This window comes from Bordetella genomosp. 13 (genome assembly GCF_002119665.1).
In the GTDB taxonomy this organism is placed as follows: domain Bacteria; phylum Pseudomonadota; class Gammaproteobacteria; order Burkholderiales; family Burkholderiaceae_B; genus Bordetella.
Genome location: NZ_CP021111.1, coordinates 4,570,134 through 4,586,276, shown reverse-complemented (window position 1 = coordinate 4,586,276; position 16,143 = coordinate 4,570,134). Strand labels below are relative to the sequence as shown.

Here is a 16,143-nt window from a genome sequence, read left to right as displayed (position 1 = left end):
TTTCCTCAGTTCGAGTTCAGGATCATGATCGTTGCGGCAAGCACGGCCACTGCGGCGGCGACGGACGATACGGCGGCGCCGAGCACGGCTATCGATGCGGCCAGAGAGCGATCCTCGCGAACGGGCGCCGCGGCGGGCAAGAGGCTGCCCGGCAGGGAGGCGGGCGCGATGCGGGCTGCGGCGGGTACGGCTTCGGCAGGCGCCTGCGCGCGGCGAGAGTCCGCGGCCGGACTGTCGGACGTTACGGCGCCGGCTGATGGCGGCACGGACGTCGGATCCGCGCCGGCGGGCTCCTGCTGCAGCACCCGTGCGAAGCGAGAGAAGAAGTCATCCGCGACACGGCGTGCCACGCCGTCGATGAGCCTCGAGCCTACCTGTGCCAGCTTGCCTCCGACTTGGGCCTTCATAGAATAGCTCAGCGAGGTGCCTGCATCGGCGTCGGCCAGCCGGACCTGAGCCTCGCCTTTGCCAAAGCCAGCCGCGCCGCCCGAACCTTCGAAGGTCAGCGCGTACGAGGCGGGCGGTACGATGTCGGACAGCGTCAGCTTGCCCGTGAAGCGGGCTTTGACCGGCCCGATGGCCAGGACCATGCCCACCTTGAACGTATGCTCGGATTCGCGTTCAAAGACGTCGCATCCCGGAATGCACTGCCGCAGGATGTCCGGGTCGTTCAGGCCCTCCCAGACGCGTTGGCGCGGCAGGGTCAGGTTTTTTTCACCAGTCAGTATCATGAGTGAGTTCCGAAGTTGGTCGGGGTGCGGCCGGCAGCGCCTCGCGTTTCAGGCCGCACCACGGATGCGCCGGGCGGCCAGTTGGACGGCCTGGATGATCTCGGGATACGCGCCGCAGCGGCACAGGTTTCCAGCCAGGTAGTGGCGGATCTCCGCTTCGCTGGGATCGGGATTCCTGTCCAGCAGTTGGCGGCTCATCATCACGAAACCCGACGTGCAGAACCCGCACTGGAATGCGCCGCATTCGATGAAGGCTTGCTGAACGGGATCGAGCTCGCCCTGCTGCTCGAGGCTCTCGATGGTGTGCACTTCCGTCCCGTCCGCGTGCATGGCGGGATAGATGCAGCCGGTGACCGCGTCGCCGTCGACGCGGACGGTGCAGCAACCGCAAAGGCCCTGGCCGCAGCTTTCGCGCGCGCCATAGAGGCCAAAGCGGCTGCGCAGGACTTCAAGCAGCGTTTCATAGCTTTCCACGTGGGCGGAAACGGGCTCGCCGTTCAGGACGAACTGGATCAGATTGGAGGTCTGGCTCATGGGATATACCTTGGACTTATTCGTCGGCAAGCGGCGAATGGCGAGCGGCGGCGATGGCGCGGTACACGGCCTCGGGCGTGATCGGCAGGGACGTCAGGCGTACGCCGACGGCGTCCTCGATGGCTTCGGCCAGGGCCGAGGCCACGCCGAACGTGGCGCTTTCGCCCACGCCCTTGGCCCCGAAAGGCCCGTTGCTCTGGAAGGCGGGCACGATGTCCACGCCGATGGTCGGCGGAAGATCGTGGATGCCCGGGATCTTGTAGTCGGAAAACGATGCGTTGCGCAGCTGTCCGACCTCATCGAACTCCATTCGCTCCAACTGCGCCATGCCCAGCTGCATGATGGCGGCGCCCGAGATCTGCGTCTCGACAACCTTGGGGTTGATCGGTGTGCCGCAATCGACGACGTTCTCGAAACGCAGTATCCGAAAGTGCCCGGTCTCGGTATCGACCTCGACTTCGACGCCCGAGCCGCCCACCATCCAGTTCGGCGTGATGTCGGGAGACTGCCCTTGGTCGTGATCGGGCGACTGGTAGGGGGGAATGAATGAACCCGTGCCGATGATGTTGCCCGCCGGCATGCCGTACTTCCGACGCAACAGACTGCCGGCCGCAGCCGGCGTCGCGTCCTGCACGCCCAGCTCCTCCGCCAACGCGCGAACCTTTTCCACCGCGTCTTCGGCGGCCAGGCGCACGGCGTGGCCCATGTGGAACGTCGACCGCGAGCCAAGGGTGGCCATGTCGTAGGGCGTGGAATCGGTGTCGGGACGGACGACGCGGATCGATTCGGCGTCGATGCCCAGCACTTCCGCGGCGATCATGGCCATTGCGGTGTCCGAGCCCTGACCCATGTCCACCGTGCTGACGTACAGCAGGCAGCTGCCGTCGCCTTGCAGGCTCAGCTTGGCGACGGATGTGGTCGGCGCGACCACCGCCTTGAAGCCGATGCCCACGCCGCGGCCGCGGCGCAGGTGGCCGTTGCCGCGATCGAACGGCTCGTTCCAGCGCATGCGATCCGCCACGCGGTCGAGTACCTGCACGAGTGCCGCATCGCGCATGATGGTGCCCGTCGCATGCGGCTGGCCGTCCCGAAGCAGGTTCTTGCGGCGGAACTCTATGGGGTCCATCTTGAGGGCTCGGGCGATGATGTCGGCCTGGCATTCGTAGCCCCACACCACCTGCGTGATGCCGAATCCCCGGAACGCGCCCGCCGGAGGCAGGTTCGTATAGATCTGGTAGGAGTCGATGTGGACGTTGGCAATGTCATAGGGGCCCGAGGCGGTGAAGCCCGACTTCTGCGTGACACGCGGCCCTATGTCGGCGTAGGCGCCGCCGTTCCAGAACACTTCGCACTGACGGGCGGTGATGGCGCCCTCGGTGTCCACGGCGGTCTTGATGCGGAAGGTGTTGGCGTGCTTCGTGATCGTGAAGAACTGTTCCTCCATCGTCAGCGCCACACGTACCGGACGCCTGGCCAGCAGCGCACACGCCGTGGCAAGCGCCTCGAGCTTGACATAGAGTTTGGCGCCGAACCCGCCGCCGAGTACTCCCGTCTGCACCTTGACCTGGTTTTCTCGCCAGCCCAGCAGTCGGGCGATTTCTATCCGCACGAACGACGGGCTTTGCGATGCGGTGTAAAGCGTGAGCCGGTTGTCGCCAGGCTCCGCGATGCTGACCATGGGCTCCAGCGGCACGTGCATGATCTGTTGCGTCTTGAACGTATGCTCGAAGACGTGCGCGGCGCGAGCGAATTCGGCTTCGACGTCGCCGCGGCGCACGCGGAAATCCAGGGCGATATTGGTCTCTTTCCGCCCGGCCAGGTGCTTGAGGTCGGGGAAGGTGCCGGCAGGCTTGAGGACGTCATGCACGAACGTGGAAGAGGTCGCGGCCTCGACTTCGTCGAAAACGGCGGGAAGCGGCTCGTACTCGATATGCACCAGGTGGGTGGCGGCCTCTGCGACATGGGGGTCGGACGCAAGGACAACGGCGACGGGCTCGCCTGCGTAGATCACCTTTTCCAGGGCCAGGATCGGCTGGTCGTGAAACGCCGGGCCGAAGTAGGGCTTCGGTATGACAGCCAGGATGTCGGCGCCCGTGTAAACCGCATGGACGCCCTTCATTGCGCGCGCCTGGCTCGTGTCTATGGAAACGAGCTTGCCGTGCGCAATGGAGCTGCGAACGATTTTCGCGTGCAGCATCCGGGGGAGCACGATGTTGTGCGTGTATTCCGCCCGCCCGGTGACTTTGCTGCGCGATTCCAGGCGGTTCAGCCGCCGGCCTACCTGCTGGCGGGATGTGTGGTCTTGCATGGGAAGGGGACGCTCTTTCATTGCGCAGTCCTGGCGGTGTTGGCAGCCAGGCGCACTGCCCGGGTCAGGGTCACTTTCAGCAGGTGGCGTTTGTACGCGGCGGATCCGTGGGTATCGCCGACGATGTCGATCTCTTGCGCGGCGGCGTCGCCGGCGCGTTCGAGCGCTTCGTCGTCGTCGACCGATACGCCTTCCAGGACCCGCTGCGCGGCCGCCAGACGGGTAGGGCGGTCGGTGGCTGCGCCGGCCATGATGCTGGGCCGGCGCACATGTCCGCCTTCGTTGTCGAAGACCAGCGCCAGGCCGAGCGCGGGCCAGTCGTGCGCGGCCCGCGTGGTGATCTTCATGTACGTGCCGGCCGAGGGCTGCGGCGGCACGGTGACTCCGACGATAAGTTCATCGCGGGCCAGGACGGTCTCGTAATACCCCGTGCAGAAGCTGTCGGCGGGTACTGTACGCAGGCCGCTACGGGCGCCGGCGATGGTGATGCGTGCGCCCAGCGCGGCCATTACCGGCGGCAGGTCCATGTGGGGGTCGGCGTGCGCGAGGTTGCCGCCCACCGTCGCCACGGCACGCACCCGCACGTTGGAATGCGTGCGCAGGGCGCGGGTCAGCATCGGCCAGCCGCGGCGCACGTCCGAGTTGTGCTCGAGATCCTTCAGCCGCGCAAGGCCGCCGATAACCAGTTCACCCTTTTCGTTGATCCGCGTGCTGGAGTAGCGGGCTTCTATGTTGCGCAGGCTGACCAGCCGCGAGGGAGACAGCACCCCGGCCTTCATCATCAGCATGATGGCCGTCGCACCGCCGACGGGCCGGACTTCCGGGTCGTCGGGGGACAGCAGGCTCAGGGCTTCTTCAAGGGAGTAGGGCACCACGAATTCGAAGGGCAGCATGTCGGAGCCTCAATGGTCGCGGGCGCGGCATTCGAGCAGGCCGAGCAGTGTGTTTGCGATGACGTCCGGTGTCTCCAGGGGCGTGAGGTGGCGGGCGTCTGGCAGCACGGTCATTGAAGAGCCGGCGATGCCCTCGTGCAGGGCCTGGGCCATGGCGACGGGCGCGGCATAGTCCTGTTCGCCGACCACCACCGCCGTCGGGACGCCGATCCGCGGCAACAGCGGCCGCCCGTCGAACTGCCCCAGCATGTGGCAGGTGGCGGCAAAGGCGTCGACGTCGTTGCGCAGGAATATCTCGATGCAGCGGTCCACGACCTCTGGCCGTTGCTTGAGGAAGTCGTCGCTGAACCAGCGCGACTTCTGGAATTCGATCAAGGCCTGCAATCCCTCGGTACGTGCGCGCTGGGCCCGCGCGGCCCAGTCGCGCGGCGCGGTGTCGCCGTACCACGCCGTGGTGTCGATCAGGCCGAGGCCGGCGCATCGTTCGGGATGGCTGCCGGCGAACTGCAAGGCGATACAGCCGCCCATGGAGGCGCCGGCGACCAGCACCTTGTCCCAAGCCAGCGTGTCGAGGACGGCTACCAGGTCTTGCGCCATGGTCGGGGCGTCATAAGGGCCGGGCGGCTTGTCCGAACGTCCATGGCCTCGCGCATCGATCGCAACGATGCCGGCGCGGCTGGAAAGCCGCTCGGCGACCGGCTCCCAGAAGGTATGGTCCATGGCCAAGGAATGGATCAAGGCGATCTTGGGACTGTGCGCATCCGTCTTGCCTGTCGCCTGGTAGGCAATGCGATGGCCGTCCTGGGAAGTAGTGTGTTTCATGGCGTTCCTTGCTGACGAGCTGTGATGGTGCGTGGCGCCCCCGCCGCCCGCAAACGAGCTTTTCATTGCCCGCCTATGAAGCGGACTCATGCTGCAATGCGGCTGCGCCCGTTGCGCGATTCGGGTGTGTCTATGCAGGTCCGGGTTTCGCGGGCGGGGCTACCCTGGCGCCGTCGATGCCGTGGCGCTTCAGCGCACGTTCGACGAATCCTTCGCGTTTCATGTCCTCGACGAATTCCGCAAGCTCCGCGGCGGCCTCCTGCCCCCGTCGGCGGTGGACGGCCATGGCCTGCCGTATGGTCATGAAACTGCCGGGCAGCAGACGCAGGCCGCCGTGGCGGATGGCGTCTGCCTCCAGCTGCTGGCGCACGCCTGCGGCCACCTCGGCGCCCTCATCGAGGAAGGTCTGCACCACTGCGGGAGAGGTGGGTGCGCGAAGGATGCTCGCGTGTCTCAGCGTCCGCGTCAGGTATAGATCGTAGGCACTGCCCTTGCCCACGACGACCCGGACGCCGGGCTGATCCACTTGCGGCAGAGCGGCCAGGCGCGAATCCGACCGGACCAGATAAGAGCCTTCGATCAGCACGTAGGCAGCGGTGAACAGCAGGCTGTCCTTCCGCAGTGGGTCGATCGCGAAGAAGCCGATGTCCGCCAGTCCGCTGGACACGGTCAAGACGGAGTCTCCCGCGCTGTCGTGCACCACCAGGGATAACGGCACGTCCAGTCGCTGCGCGAAGACGTGGGCAAGATCCACTGACACGCCGCAGGGATCGCCCTGCGCATCCCGCCGTGCGAGGATGGGGTTGCCCAGGTTGATGGAGGCACGCAGGCAGCCCTCGGGGGCAAAGGCTGCCTTCAGGTGGGACGTCAAGCTCATGGCATGCAACCCCGTCATTGCGAAATGGTCACGCCGGCTTTCTCGACAATGGTGCGGTTGGTGTTCAAGTCCCGCTCGATGCGAGCGCGAAACTCTTCAGAGGTCGAGCCCACGGCCTCGCCGCCGCCCATCGCGAAAGTCTCGACCAGTTTGGGCCCTTTCAGGACGGTATTGACGTCGCGGTTGAGCTTGGCGATGACGTCGGCGGGGGTGCCCTTGGGGGCGAGCAGGCCGACCCAGTTGGCGGCGTCCACGTCGGGGACGCCGGCATCCTGCAGGGTGGGCCACTCCGGACGCGTGGGGATGTGGCGTTTGGTCATGACCGCCAGAACCTTGACGTGCCCCGACTTCACGAACTGGTCCATCGAGGACGCCGCCACCACGCCTAGCGAGACTTCGCCGGAGGCGACGGCCGCGGCCGCGGGGGAGCCGCCGCGATAGGGGACGTGCATCAGTTTGATCCCGGCGCTACTGGCGAACCATTCCCCAGCCAGGTGGTTGAAGCTGCCGTTGCCGGGGCTGGAGAAGGTCAGCGAACCGGGGGCTGCCTTCGATCGATCGATCACGTCCTTCACCGAATTGAGCTTGGAGTCGCTTTTGGTCGCCAGGACCAGCGGCGTATCGGTAACCAGCGAAACCGGGATGAAATCGCGGTCCAGGTCGTAAGGCACCGACTTGAACACGGCGGGATTCACAGAGAACTCGCCGGTATGAGCCATCAGCAGCGTATATCCGTCCGGTGTCGCGCGCGCGGCGGCTGTGGTGGCGATGAAACCATTGCCGCCGGGCCGGTTCTCCACGACCACCGACTGTTTCCACAGTTGGGACAGCTGTTCGCTGAGATGTCGCGCCGCAATATCGACCACACCGCCAGGGGCGAACGGCACGAGCACCCGTACGGCGCGCTCGGGGTAGTTTTGGGCGAAGGAGGGCGCACAAGCCAGTGCGAACGTCAGGAAGAGGGCAAGCCTGGTTTTCATGGGGTCTCCGTTTTTTGCTTTGATGAATAGTCCGCGCCAGGGGCGGTGGACAGCAGACTACGGAGGGTCCCGTGGGAGGGCAACTGAAGAATATTGGGGCACCCCATGAGCGGTATTCATGGGTGCGAAGGCAGCTCGCGTGCAGCCGTGGCGGCCGCGCGTCCAAACGCGCCGGACCGTCGGGGCGGGCCTATTCGCCCGGCGACTCCCGCATGATCATCGCCGTGATCGTGCGCTCTTTCCAGTACACGTTGTGGATGCGCGGCACCAGTGTCTGCAAGGCCGCCGCGCTTGCGTCGTTGAATTTCAACAGCACTGCCGGTCGCCCGCCAGTGCTGGGAACGCGCTGGATCTCGTCGAACGACGGGAGGCCGTACTTGTTCAGGAACGCCTTGATCTCGTCGTCCGAGGTGGTTTCGTGAACGTGGGTGAGGAGCAATGCCGCCATGATCTTTCTCCTGCAAAGTGAACAGTCGACGCGGCCGGTATGTCCCGGCTGGCGCCCGGTTGGCCTGGTGGAGCCGGCGACGGGCTGGGCGCGCCGGGGTTCATGGCGTCCCGCCCATCCCTTCCACCGCCATGACGAAGGCCCATCCCAGCAGTGCAACGCCCAGTGGGGCACTGATGCGCCGGCCCCAGGGGAGGTTCTTCTCGATCGCCATGACGGCCGCCAGTGCCAGCATCCATCCCAGGCTGCCCATGCCGACCGCGTACATCACCAGCATCAGCGCCCAGCAGCAGCCCACGCAGAACAGTCCGTGATGCACGCCCAGCAGATAGGCCTGCCGCGCCGCCAGCCCGCCGCGCCAATGCTGCATCACGAAGCTCAGCGGCGTACGGCACTGTTGCAGACACCGGTACTTCAGCGGGCTGAACTGGAACGCGCCAGCCAGCCCGATGCACCCGACGCCGACCAGCCAGCCGTGCCATGCCAGCACGGGGGTCGTGGAAAACCAGGCCAGCAAGGCCGTGTGCACGGCATGACCGAGCACACCGAACGCGGCCCACACGCTCATGTAGCCCAGCACCAGCAATGCCAGCAGCCTGCCGTGGTCGCGACGTGCGGCCGCCAGCCGGTCGAAGACGTCGAACAGAGGCAGTATGGTCGGCAGCATCATGGCCGCCGTCATCAGGACCCATGCGGCCGCGTAGAGTGCCAGCGGCACCACCACGTCGCCGCCGGGCACGGCGCGGCACAGGAACGCCGCCGGTCCGGTCGCCGTCCAGTCGTCGTGTTCCAGATAGCGCCCGTACGGACTGCGAGCCCAGGCCCACAACGCCAGCCAGGCCAGCGCAATCAGCGCGGACAGGACCAGCAGAAAGGCGCGGCGGCGACGCGGCCTGCCCGCAATCGCGCCATTCGCGGCGTGGTTCATCCGTCGAAGACGAAGGTGCTTTGCAGGGCGTTGTGGTTCTTGATGTCCACGTTGATGCCCAGCGCTTCGTTCCTCGAACGGTAGGTGGGCGCCTTGCCGACGAACACGGGAGCGCCCGGCACGGTGGAGAATATCGTGTCGGTCAGCGTGGTCTGTCCGCCTGTGGCGCCCAGGTAGGGCTCCAGCCGGGCGTAGTAGTCCGCGCCGATCTCGAGTTCTCCCTTGCCTTCTTCCACGGTGAAACGGATGGGCGCGCGCTCGACCGACACGACTTCGCCGATCAATTTCGCCAGATCGGCGATGGGGCCGCCGGCCTGACCCGTGTAGACCTTCAGCAGAGACCTCTCCTGCGCATCCGAGGCGTGCTCATCAACGTAGATCGCGGCCTTCCAGTTCCCTTCCAGGATGTTGCCCGGCACGTGGGCCACCGCGGCGACGGTGTTGCCGCTGACGTCCACGTCGTCCACGGTGCCTTTGTCTATGCGCCATGCGACGATGGTGTCGCAGGTGCCGTTATCGGGATCCTCGCCTATCCAGCAAGGGCAGAGGACGTTGCAGTTGCAGACCTCGAGCAGACGGCCTTCCAGGTGATAGCTCATATGCTCCCCCGTCGTTTGGCCCGGTGAATCGCTGCCCGGCACGCGCCGTCAGCCGGCGCCGCTCGCCGGACGCCCATGGCCAGGCACCCTTGGCCGGGCGCGCCTGGCCGGCAATTCGATTCTTGTACCGCTGACGAATACCCGTCAAGCCGGCCGGCGCCCGAAAGCCGCCAGACCCGCTTTTGGAGGTATCGATACGGATTAGACGGGAGAAGTCTGATTTTGGATCAGGCGCATGGACTGGGGACGGCCATGTGTTTCGATGCCCTCGAAGCCGCGTGGAATCCGGCGCTTCCACGCGGGCGTGCAGCAGGCCGTGTTGCGCCGGTCGAGGAAAGAAATGATCGATTTCGATGTGGTATGCAACGACCGTCCCCATTACGGCAATGGCCCGCACGTGCATGCCGACGACATGCTGTTCGTGCCGCTGGACGGCGTCTTTTCGGTTGCGGCCGATGGCCGTTCCGCCGTCATCACCGACGGCGCCATGTGGTACGTGCCCGGACGCCGGGCCCATCATGTCGAGGCCAGCAACCGGCAGCGGCACTTGTGCTACTACGCGGACATGGCTCGGCTGGATAGCCAGGGATTCTCACAGCCGCGCTGCTGGAGCATGAGCACGATCCTGCATGACCTGATGCGCCTGCGGCGCCATTTCCTGCCGGGTCGCGCGGTGACGATAGACCTGAGCCGCGAAGCGCTCGACCGCATGATCATCGCAGAAGTGTGCCGCATCGTCGCCGGCACGCCGGTGCCTCTGGTGTCCGACGAAACCGCGGCCATTCTGTCGGCGGTGAAGGCGTTCATCGCGCAGCACCTGGACGAGGACCTGGGCTGCGCCTCGTTGGCCGAACGATTCCGCCTGAAAGAGCGCACGCTGGCCCGCTGGTTCAGCACGCGCGAGCGCATGTCCATCGGCCAGTACATTCTCGAGACGCGGCTGCAAGAGGCGGCCCGGCTGCTGCGTACCACCGCCTTGTCCATTGCCGACATCCAGGGCGCGGTGGGGTTCGCATCCGCCGCGCATTTCGCCTTTGCCGTGCGCAAGCGTTTCGGCGTATCGCCTTCGGCGCTGCGCAAAAATATCACTAAAGTGATAAATCGATAGCAGTGGCAGCCTGATCATAACGGAGCAGGCGGCCCCGGTCGTATCGTCATCGGACTTCATCGAGGACCAACATGCGACCTTCAATCTACTCCCGTTGTCTGCTGGCATGCCTTGCCATCGCCAGCGCACCCATCGCGGCGCACGCCGCGGACTGGCCCACTCGTCCGGTGTCGGTGGTAATTCCGTTTCCTCCTGGCGGTACCACGGACGTGATAGGGCGGCTGATCGCGCAGAAGCTGTCGCAGCGCCTGGGGCAGCCTTTCGTCGTGGAAAACCGGGGCGGCGCCTCGGGCACCATCGGCACGCGGCAGGCGCTGGTGTCGGCGCCGGACGGCCATACGGTGCTGGTGGTGACCACCACGACGTTCTCCACCTATCCCGCCACGCACCCCAAGACGCCTTATCAAGTCGAACGGGATGCGGTCGCGGTGATCAACCTGGCCGAAGTCGCGAACGTGCTGATGGTGCATCCCAGCCTGAAGGTCAAGACGCTGCCCGAACTGCTGGACTACGCCAGGAAGCATCCTCGCGAACTCGACTACGGCACGCCGGGCGCTGGCTCCTTCGCGCACCTGGCCATGGAGCTGCTGGGCGCGAAAGCAAAGGCGCAGCTGGTCCACATTCCGTACAAGGGCGCGGGTCCGGCCCTGAATGACGCCATAGGCGGCCAGCTGAAGGTGCTGTTCGACCAGGTGCCGACGACGCTGGCGCAGATCCAGGCAGGCAAGCTGGTGCCGATTGCCGTTACCAGTCCGCAAGAGAGCCTGCCTGCCGTGCGCACATTCGAGGCGCAGGGGCTGGCGGACTACGCCCCGACGATCTGGTATGGGCTGGCCGTTCCTGCCGGCACGCCGCCGGACATCGTGGCCCGCCTGAACCGCGAGACGAACGCCATTCTTGCCGACCCTGACGTCAAGGCGCAGCTGCAGGCGCAGGGCGCGACGGCCAAGGGCGGAACGGCCGAGGCGTTCGCGGCGCAGGTGCGCGCCGACTACGCCCGCTGGCGCGACGTGGCCCAGGCGCAGAATCTGCAGATCGACGAGTAGCGCCATGGAGTTGATGGATGGCGACACGGCGGGTTACTCGCCCGAGAAGTTTCTGCCTCGAGTTTTTCTGGACACGCTTCTGGCCCACAAGGCCGCGGCGGCGCGAGCGAACGGATCGCTGGGCCTGTTGCCCGACACCGTCGCCCAAGCCATTGCGCAGCAGGCGCAGGCACTGCGCGTCAGCCGCCGGGAAGACCCCGGTCCCTCCATCTGGCAATCCGGCTGCGGGCTCGAGTTCAACCGCTGGGCGAACGCCTGCATCGCCCAGGCCTGCGCGCAGCGCTCGGGCGTGTCGGTGATGCCCGAGCACGTCAACTGGAATCAGTCGACCAATGACACGTTCCCCACGGTGCTGCAGCTGGCGCTGCTGCGGGCCTACCGCGTCCAGCTGGATCCGGCCTGCGGTCTGCTGCAAAGCCGGCTTCGCGACAGCGCCGCACGCGCCGGAGACAGCCGCGTCATGGGCCGCACGTTCCTGCGCGATGCGAAGTGGATGGCCCTGGGCCAGGTCGTGGGCGGCTGGGCCGATCTCGTCCATGCGCACCACGACTGGCTGACGCAGGCCGCGGGTCCGTTGGCATCGATTCCGCAGGGTGGCTATTCTCTGGGCAATGGAGATGGCGTGCACCGGCGTTTCGCCGCAGCCTATGTCGCAAGCTGGAATGCCGCCGAAGGCCTCGAGTGCCGGTCCAGTGCGGCGCCCAGCAATGAGATCGCCGGCATACGCTCGCTGGCCGCCTTCGCCTCGGCGCTCGGCGCGCTTGCGTCCGGCATCGAGAAGATGGCCGCCGACATGCTTCTGCTGTGCTCCGGACCCGAGCACGGCTTTGCAGACCTGGGATTCCAGGAAAGCGCCCACGATTCGACGACGCTGCTGGGCAAGAGCAACCCGAAGCAGGCCACCACCATCCTGATGGCCTGCGCCTATGTCAGGGGGCAAAGCGGCATGGTGGTCGACCTGGCCGCGCGCGGGCAGCTCGCCTTGTTCACCGCGTTCCCGCTGGTAGCCTACGCGCTGCTCGACGCGGTGCATGTGCTCGCGCAGCAGACGCGTGCCTTCGCCACCGGGTTCGTCCCTCACCTTCATCCGCTGAAGCCGACGATGGCGGCACTCAGTGCATCGAAATAGGAATTCCTGAATGAATCGCGAACCCGAGACTGTGGTGGTGAACGTGTTCACCGAACAAGGGGGCGGCGGCAACCCGTGCCCCATCGTGCTTGATGCCACCGGAATGACGGAAGCGGACATGCAGGCCATGGCGCAGCGCCATGGCCTGGAGTGCGCCTTCCTGTTTCCCACCGATGGAGCGGCTCCGTACCGGCTGCGCTACTTCGTTCCCACGCGCGAGATGGAAATGTGCGGCCATGCCACGCTGGGCACGGGCTGGCTGCTGCGCATGCGCGGCCTGGCAGCGCCTACCCTCATCACTGTCCAGACGCTGGCGGGCGAGGTCACGATCGACATGCGCGCCGCGCGCATCCGGATCGGCCAACCCGGCGCCACCGTGCAGCCGGTGGAAGCCGGCTATATAGACGACATACTGCGCGTCCTGGGGATCAGGCCTTCCGATCTGGCCACACCCCTGATCTGCAACGCCTCCACCAGTCGGCCGAAGACCATCATCCATATCGCATCGACGGATATCCTGAACGCCCTGGCGCCGCGTTTCGACGAGATGCGCGACCTCTGCGGCCGCATCGGGTCCACGGGGCTTTATCCCTTCGCCGTGTCGCAAGACGCGGCCTTTACCTACGAGGCGCGACAGTTTCCCCAGTCCTCGGGCTACCTCGAAGACGCCGCCACCGGCATCGCGGCGACGGCGCTTTTCGGCGCCCTCGGGCATTACGGAATCGACATTCCGCGTGGCGTTACGGCCAACGTGCTGCAGGGACGCGCGATGGGACGCCTGTCGCGCATGTGCGTGACGATGGAAGATCCGCGGCACGACGCGCCGCACGCGTCGTCCACGTATTGGCTGAGCGGCGAGGTCACGGAGCAGGCGCCATAGCAAGCGGGGCCCTTGCCGTGTCGCGGTCCAGCTCGACGATGCGGTCGTACAGTTTGTCGTACGAATGGGCCATGTCGTCCAGCAGTTCGACGTTGGCCTGGTACATCGCGTCCCAGTCCGGCGGCACCGACAGCGCGGTGCAGTAATCCTCGAAGCCGCGCACCAGCGCCGCGAAATGACCGCGCTCGGTGTCGCCCAGGTGGTCGTGGATGAATTTCAGGTCGGCGCCCCACGAGTCCCGCGGACGCGCGAGCACGTCACGCTGCCAGCGCGAGAAGCGGGCGGCGCAATAGGCGAACTCGCCATGGTTGTACAGCTCTTCGGGCAGAGAGATCAGCATTGCGCGGCCCAGGTCCGCGCCGGCCTGACGATAGTGGCGCGACGCATTGATGAAGCGCTTCAGCCCGGGAACGACATGGCTGTCGAGCTTCCACTGATCGTTGCCGGCCAGCCGCGTCGCGAAATCCTCGTACAGTTTCTGGTGATCTGTCGTGCCGATGCCCACGTCCTCGCGCGACACCTCCGAAGCGCGGGTCGCGCAGCGGTACAGCACGGGACGCTGCCGATCGTCGTCCGTGTTCTCGGCCGCTTCCATCAGCCTGAAGGTAAGCGCGCAAAAGCTTGCCGCGCCGATACCCGGTGACCGCCAATTGCGGAAGAAGGTGTTGCGGGCCTCCTGCGACCAGGCGCGTGCCGTGAACTGGTCGAAGAAGGCTTCGATGCGCTCGACGGCCCGGGCCGAGGCCGCATAGGAATCGTAGAGGGCATGCCGGGCAGCGGCGTTGTCGACCAGCGCTATCTCGATGTCGACGATCGGACGGAACTTGTTCATTGCATTTACTCCAGGCGCGCTCCGAAGCGGCGGGGCGTGCTGGAGCCGCCAGCCGCTGGAGCCGGATTGTGGGTGGCAGAGGACGGATGCGAGGCTGGCGTAACATGCGCTATGCGGCGGCATAGGGCGTTTGCACGCGTCTGGCGCAGAGAGGCGCAACGGGGTGGTACGGGTCACCGACCATGCGAGTCGGTACGGCCAGCTTAGGGCCGCGTCGCGGTCCGGATTGTCGATTTGCGGCCAGGACTATCGAATTTCTGCCAGCCGCCAGCCGCCAGCCGCCAGCCGCGCCGCCGATACCGCGCTCAGGCCTGTTGCTAGTCCGCCAGGCGGCGATGGCGCAACTGGCGGGGCGCCACGCCGTAGGCGCGGCGCATCGCGTAGGCGAAGTGGGCGGCCGAGGCGAACCCGACCGCCTGCTGGATATCGCAGATGGGAAGCGTCGTCAGCTGCAGCAGGCGATGGGCCTCGGACAGGCGCGCGCGCAATACGTACTGGCCTAGCGGCATCCCTTCGACACCCTGGAACCACCGTGCCAGCGTGCGCGCGCTGGTCTGCATGCGCTCGGCAAGTTCGCGGCAGGACAGGTCTTCGTCCAGGTGCGCGCGCACATATGTCTTGACCGCCTGCACCAGTCGATCGGGTTCTTGCGCGTCCGTTGGCGCAAGCGATGCCACGATGCGGCCCACCTCGGCCAGGATGGCGCGGTCCAGCTCGGCCTGCGAGAGCCCCGGCGCCGGACGCCCGCGATGCCGCAGATGCGCTCGGACCCGAAGCAGGTCCAGCAAAAACGTCGACATCGTCCAGCGCTGTGCCGCCGCGCCGGACGGTGCGTCTTTGGCCCGGCTGGCGGTCAACAGCGCAGGCATGTGCAGGTAGTAGCAAAGATGCCGCTGGTCCGGCGTGGCCGTCACCTGATGCACCTGCCGGCTGGGCACCCACCAGACGCTGCTGTTGTCCAGCAGCGCGGGCCGGCGGTCGTCGCGGGATGAGACCGAGAACAGGCCGTCCAGCGGCATGAACAGCATGTCGTCCGCATGGGCGTGCGGACCGTTCGCGTAGTCGTGGCGATCGTTGCAGACGACGTCGAAATCCAGCATGGCGGTCTCCTGGACTGCGTGCGAGGGGATATCGAAGCCCAATCATCAGACGGATTTGTGTATGAACAGTGACAGATCTACCCGAAGAAATGCCGCCAGGGCCGATAATCCGAGGCTTCCGCCGGTCTTTCGTCGTCCCATACGCCATGTCCCTGCCTGATTCCCCGTCCGGTGATCCGCCGTCGACCCGGCCCGAGTTGCGCCGCACGCGCGATGCGCTGACGCTGCAGTTCGCGGGTTCCGCGGCAGTCCAGAGCAGCATGTCGCTGCTCAATCCCTACGCGCTCGAGCTCGACTACACGCGGTTGATGATGGGCTTCCTGCTGTTCGACAGCGCGCCGCGCCGCATGCTGATGATCGGCCTGGGCGGCGGATCGCTGGCCAAGTTCTGCCATCGCTACCTGCCCGGGACGTCGATCGACGTGGTAGAGATCGACCCCGAGGTCATCGCGTTGCGCGATGCGTTCCACGTGCCGCCCGATGACGGGCGCTTCCGCGTGATCGCCGCCGATGGCAGGCTCTATCTGCAAGAGCCTCGCGCCGGCGCCGACCTCGCGGACGTGCTGCTGGTCGATGCCTATGATGGCCGGGGCATGCCGCCCGCCTTGTGCGAGCGCGCATTCTTCGAGGACTGCCGCACGGCCATGTCGTCCGAGGGCATTCTCGTCGTGAACCTGCATTTCGAAAGCGCCACCTATCCGGTCTGCCTGGCGCACTTGCGCGAGGTGTTCGGCGCGTCACTGTTCGAGGTGGTGGACGACGACATGACCAACAGCATCGTGTTCGCGCGCAAGGGCGAGCCGTTCGACGACGTCGATCTGGCCGCGGCGCTGCGCAAGCCCGCCGCCATGGCCAAGGATGCCTGGCGGCAGCTGCTGCCGACCTTCAGGCTGATCGAGGCCACGCTGACGCTGCGTTGACCCGCCGC

17 protein-coding genes are annotated in these 16,143 nt (G+C 66.3%); 5 read left to right on the top strand and 12 right to left on the bottom strand.

The features are described 5' to 3' along the window. Positions 1 to 5: 5 nt before the first annotated feature. The 10 genes from CAL15_RS20695 to CAL15_RS20650 form a co-directional block, all read right to left on the bottom strand. Positions 6 to 731, bottom strand: a complete 726-nt coding sequence (locus CAL15_RS20695; protein ID WP_086080210.1) for a CoxG family protein — start codon at positions 729 to 731, stop codon at positions 6 to 8. A gap of 48 nt (positions 732 to 779) precedes the next feature. Then, entirely contained in the window at positions 780 to 1,265 is a 486-nt protein-coding gene (locus CAL15_RS20690; RefSeq protein WP_086080209.1) for a (2Fe-2S)-binding protein, read from the bottom strand. 16 nt (positions 1,266 to 1,281) lie between these two features. Beyond that, positions 1,282 to 3,594, bottom strand: a complete 2,313-nt coding sequence (locus CAL15_RS20685; protein WP_232468047.1) for a xanthine dehydrogenase family protein molybdopterin-binding subunit — start codon at positions 3,592 to 3,594, stop codon at positions 1,282 to 1,284. Continuing rightward, positions 3,591 to 4,466, bottom strand: a complete 876-nt coding sequence (locus CAL15_RS20680) for an FAD binding domain-containing protein (protein WP_086080207.1) — start codon at positions 4,464 to 4,466, stop codon at positions 3,591 to 3,593. Before CAL15_RS20680 ends, CAL15_RS20685 begins: the two co-directional genes overlap by 4 nt. 9 nt (positions 4,467 to 4,475) lie before the next feature. Continuing rightward, entirely contained in the window at positions 4,476 to 5,288 is an 813-nt protein-coding gene (locus tag CAL15_RS20675; protein WP_086080206.1) for an alpha/beta fold hydrolase, read from the bottom strand. A 130-nt stretch (positions 5,289 to 5,418) separates the two neighbouring features. Then, positions 5,419 to 6,165 carry an ABC transporter substrate-binding protein gene (locus tag CAL15_RS20670; protein WP_086081218.1) on the bottom strand — a complete coding sequence of 249 codons (747 nt, stop codon included), beginning with the start codon at positions 6,163 to 6,165 and terminating at the stop codon, positions 5,419 to 5,421. A 14-nt stretch (positions 6,166 to 6,179) separates the two neighbouring features. Beyond that, entirely contained in the window at positions 6,180 to 7,145 is a 966-nt protein-coding gene (locus CAL15_RS20665) for a Bug family tripartite tricarboxylate transporter substrate binding protein (protein ID WP_086080205.1), read from the bottom strand. A 190-nt stretch (positions 7,146 to 7,335) separates the two neighbouring features. Then, the gene (locus CAL15_RS20660; protein WP_086080204.1) at positions 7,336 to 7,593 is read right to left on the bottom strand and encodes an RNA-binding protein; all 258 of its coding nucleotides are present in this window, start codon (positions 7,591 to 7,593) and stop codon (positions 7,336 to 7,338) included. Between the two features lie 100 nt (positions 7,594 to 7,693). After that, positions 7,694 to 8,521, bottom strand: coding sequence for a DUF2182 domain-containing protein (locus tag CAL15_RS20655; protein ID WP_086080203.1), 828 nt, complete (start codon positions 8,519 to 8,521; stop codon positions 7,694 to 7,696). Beyond that, positions 8,518 to 9,120, bottom strand: coding sequence for a DUF1326 domain-containing protein (locus CAL15_RS20650; RefSeq protein WP_086080202.1), 603 nt, complete (start codon positions 9,118 to 9,120; stop codon positions 8,518 to 8,520). The genes CAL15_RS20655 and CAL15_RS20650 overlap by 4 nt, the downstream gene beginning before the upstream one ends. 340 nt (positions 9,121 to 9,460) lie before the next feature. On the opposite strand from CAL15_RS20650, the gene CAL15_RS20645 reads away from it, so the two are divergent. The 4 genes from CAL15_RS20645 to CAL15_RS20630 all read left to right on the top strand — a co-directional run bounded on the left by CAL15_RS20645 (position 9,461) and on the right by CAL15_RS20630 (position 13,283). Further along, the gene (locus CAL15_RS20645; protein ID WP_157666704.1) at positions 9,461 to 10,228 is read left to right on the top strand and encodes an AraC family transcriptional regulator; all 768 of its coding nucleotides are present in this window, start codon (positions 9,461 to 9,463) and stop codon (positions 10,226 to 10,228) included. Between the two features lie 71 nt (positions 10,229 to 10,299). Further along, positions 10,300 to 11,274 (top strand): Bug family tripartite tricarboxylate transporter substrate binding protein, encoded by a 975-nt coding sequence (locus CAL15_RS20640; protein WP_086080200.1) that lies wholly within the window; start codon positions 10,300 to 10,302, stop codon positions 11,272 to 11,274. A gap of 4 nt (positions 11,275 to 11,278) precedes the next feature. Next, positions 11,279 to 12,403 (top strand): lyase family protein, encoded by a 1,125-nt coding sequence (locus tag CAL15_RS20635; RefSeq protein ID WP_086080199.1) that lies wholly within the window; start codon positions 11,279 to 11,281, stop codon positions 12,401 to 12,403. Between the two features lie 10 nt (positions 12,404 to 12,413). Further along, positions 12,414 to 13,283, top strand: a complete 870-nt coding sequence (locus CAL15_RS20630; protein WP_086080198.1) for a PhzF family phenazine biosynthesis protein — start codon at positions 12,414 to 12,416, stop codon at positions 13,281 to 13,283. Here CAL15_RS20630 and CAL15_RS20625 read toward each other — a convergent pair. Together CAL15_RS20625 and CAL15_RS20620 are read right to left on the bottom strand one after the other, a co-directional pair. After that, positions 13,264 to 14,115, bottom strand: a complete 852-nt coding sequence (locus CAL15_RS20625; RefSeq protein ID WP_086080197.1) for a hypothetical protein — start codon at positions 14,113 to 14,115, stop codon at positions 13,264 to 13,266. The genes CAL15_RS20630 and CAL15_RS20625 overlap by 20 nt on opposite strands. Before the next feature lie 317 nt (positions 14,116 to 14,432). Further along, positions 14,433 to 15,215 (bottom strand): AraC family transcriptional regulator, encoded by a 783-nt coding sequence (locus CAL15_RS20620; RefSeq protein ID WP_086080196.1) that lies wholly within the window; start codon positions 15,213 to 15,215, stop codon positions 14,433 to 14,435. 146 nt (positions 15,216 to 15,361) lie between these two features. Here CAL15_RS20620 and CAL15_RS20615 point away from each other — a divergent pair, with 146 nt between their 5' ends. Next, positions 15,362 to 16,135 (top strand): fused MFS/spermidine synthase, encoded by a 774-nt coding sequence (locus CAL15_RS20615; RefSeq protein WP_086080195.1) that lies wholly within the window; start codon positions 15,362 to 15,364, stop codon positions 16,133 to 16,135. The last annotated feature ends 8 nt before the right edge of the window (positions 16,136 to 16,143 follow it).

Coding starts and splice junctions, on each gene's coding strand:
- CAL15_RS20625 (WP_086080197.1), bottom strand. CDS start 14,115: ATGAACAAGTTCCGTCCGATCGTCGACATCGAGATAGCGCTGGTCGAC.
- CAL15_RS20615 (WP_086080195.1), top strand. CDS start 15,362: ATGTCCCTGCCTGATTCCCCGTCCGGTGATCCGCCGTCGACCCGGCCC.
- CAL15_RS20645 (WP_157666704.1), top strand. CDS start 9,461: ATGATCGATTTCGATGTGGTATGCAACGACCGTCCCCATTACGGCAAT.
- CAL15_RS20650 (WP_086080202.1), bottom strand. CDS start 9,120: ATGAGCTATCACCTGGAAGGCCGTCTGCTCGAGGTCTGCAACTGCAAC.
- CAL15_RS20665 (WP_086080205.1), bottom strand. CDS start 7,145: ATGAAAACCAGGCTTGCCCTCTTCCTGACGTTCGCACTGGCTTGTGCG.
- CAL15_RS20655 (WP_086080203.1), bottom strand. CDS start 8,521: ATGAACCACGCCGCGAATGGCGCGATTGCGGGCAGGCCGCGTCGCCGC.
- CAL15_RS20675 (WP_086080206.1), bottom strand. CDS start 5,288: ATGAAACACACTACTTCCCAGGACGGCCATCGCATTGCCTACCAGGCG.
- CAL15_RS20630 (WP_086080198.1), top strand. CDS start 12,414: ATGAATCGCGAACCCGAGACTGTGGTGGTGAACGTGTTCACCGAACAA.
- CAL15_RS20635 (WP_086080199.1), top strand. CDS start 11,279: ATGGAGTTGATGGATGGCGACACGGCGGGTTACTCGCCCGAGAAGTTT.
- CAL15_RS20640 (WP_086080200.1), top strand. CDS start 10,300: ATGCGACCTTCAATCTACTCCCGTTGTCTGCTGGCATGCCTTGCCATC.
- CAL15_RS20695 (WP_086080210.1), bottom strand. CDS start 731: ATGATACTGACTGGTGAAAAAAACCTGACCCTGCCGCGCCAACGCGTC.
- CAL15_RS20660 (WP_086080204.1), bottom strand. CDS start 7,593: ATGGCGGCATTGCTCCTCACCCACGTTCACGAAACCACCTCGGACGAC.
- CAL15_RS20670 (WP_086081218.1), bottom strand. CDS start 6,165: ATGAGCTTGACGTCCCACCTGAAGGCAGCCTTTGCCCCCGAGGGCTGC.
- CAL15_RS20690 (WP_086080209.1), bottom strand. CDS start 1,265: ATGAGCCAGACCTCCAATCTGATCCAGTTCGTCCTGAACGGCGAGCCC.
- CAL15_RS20685 (WP_232468047.1), bottom strand. CDS start 3,594: ATGAAAGAGCGTCCCCTTCCCATGCAAGACCACACATCCCGCCAGCAG.
- CAL15_RS20680 (WP_086080207.1), bottom strand. CDS start 4,466: ATGCTGCCCTTCGAATTCGTGGTGCCCTACTCCCTTGAAGAAGCCCTG.
- CAL15_RS20620 (WP_086080196.1), bottom strand. CDS start 15,215: ATGCTGGATTTCGACGTCGTCTGCAACGATCGCCACGACTACGCGAAC.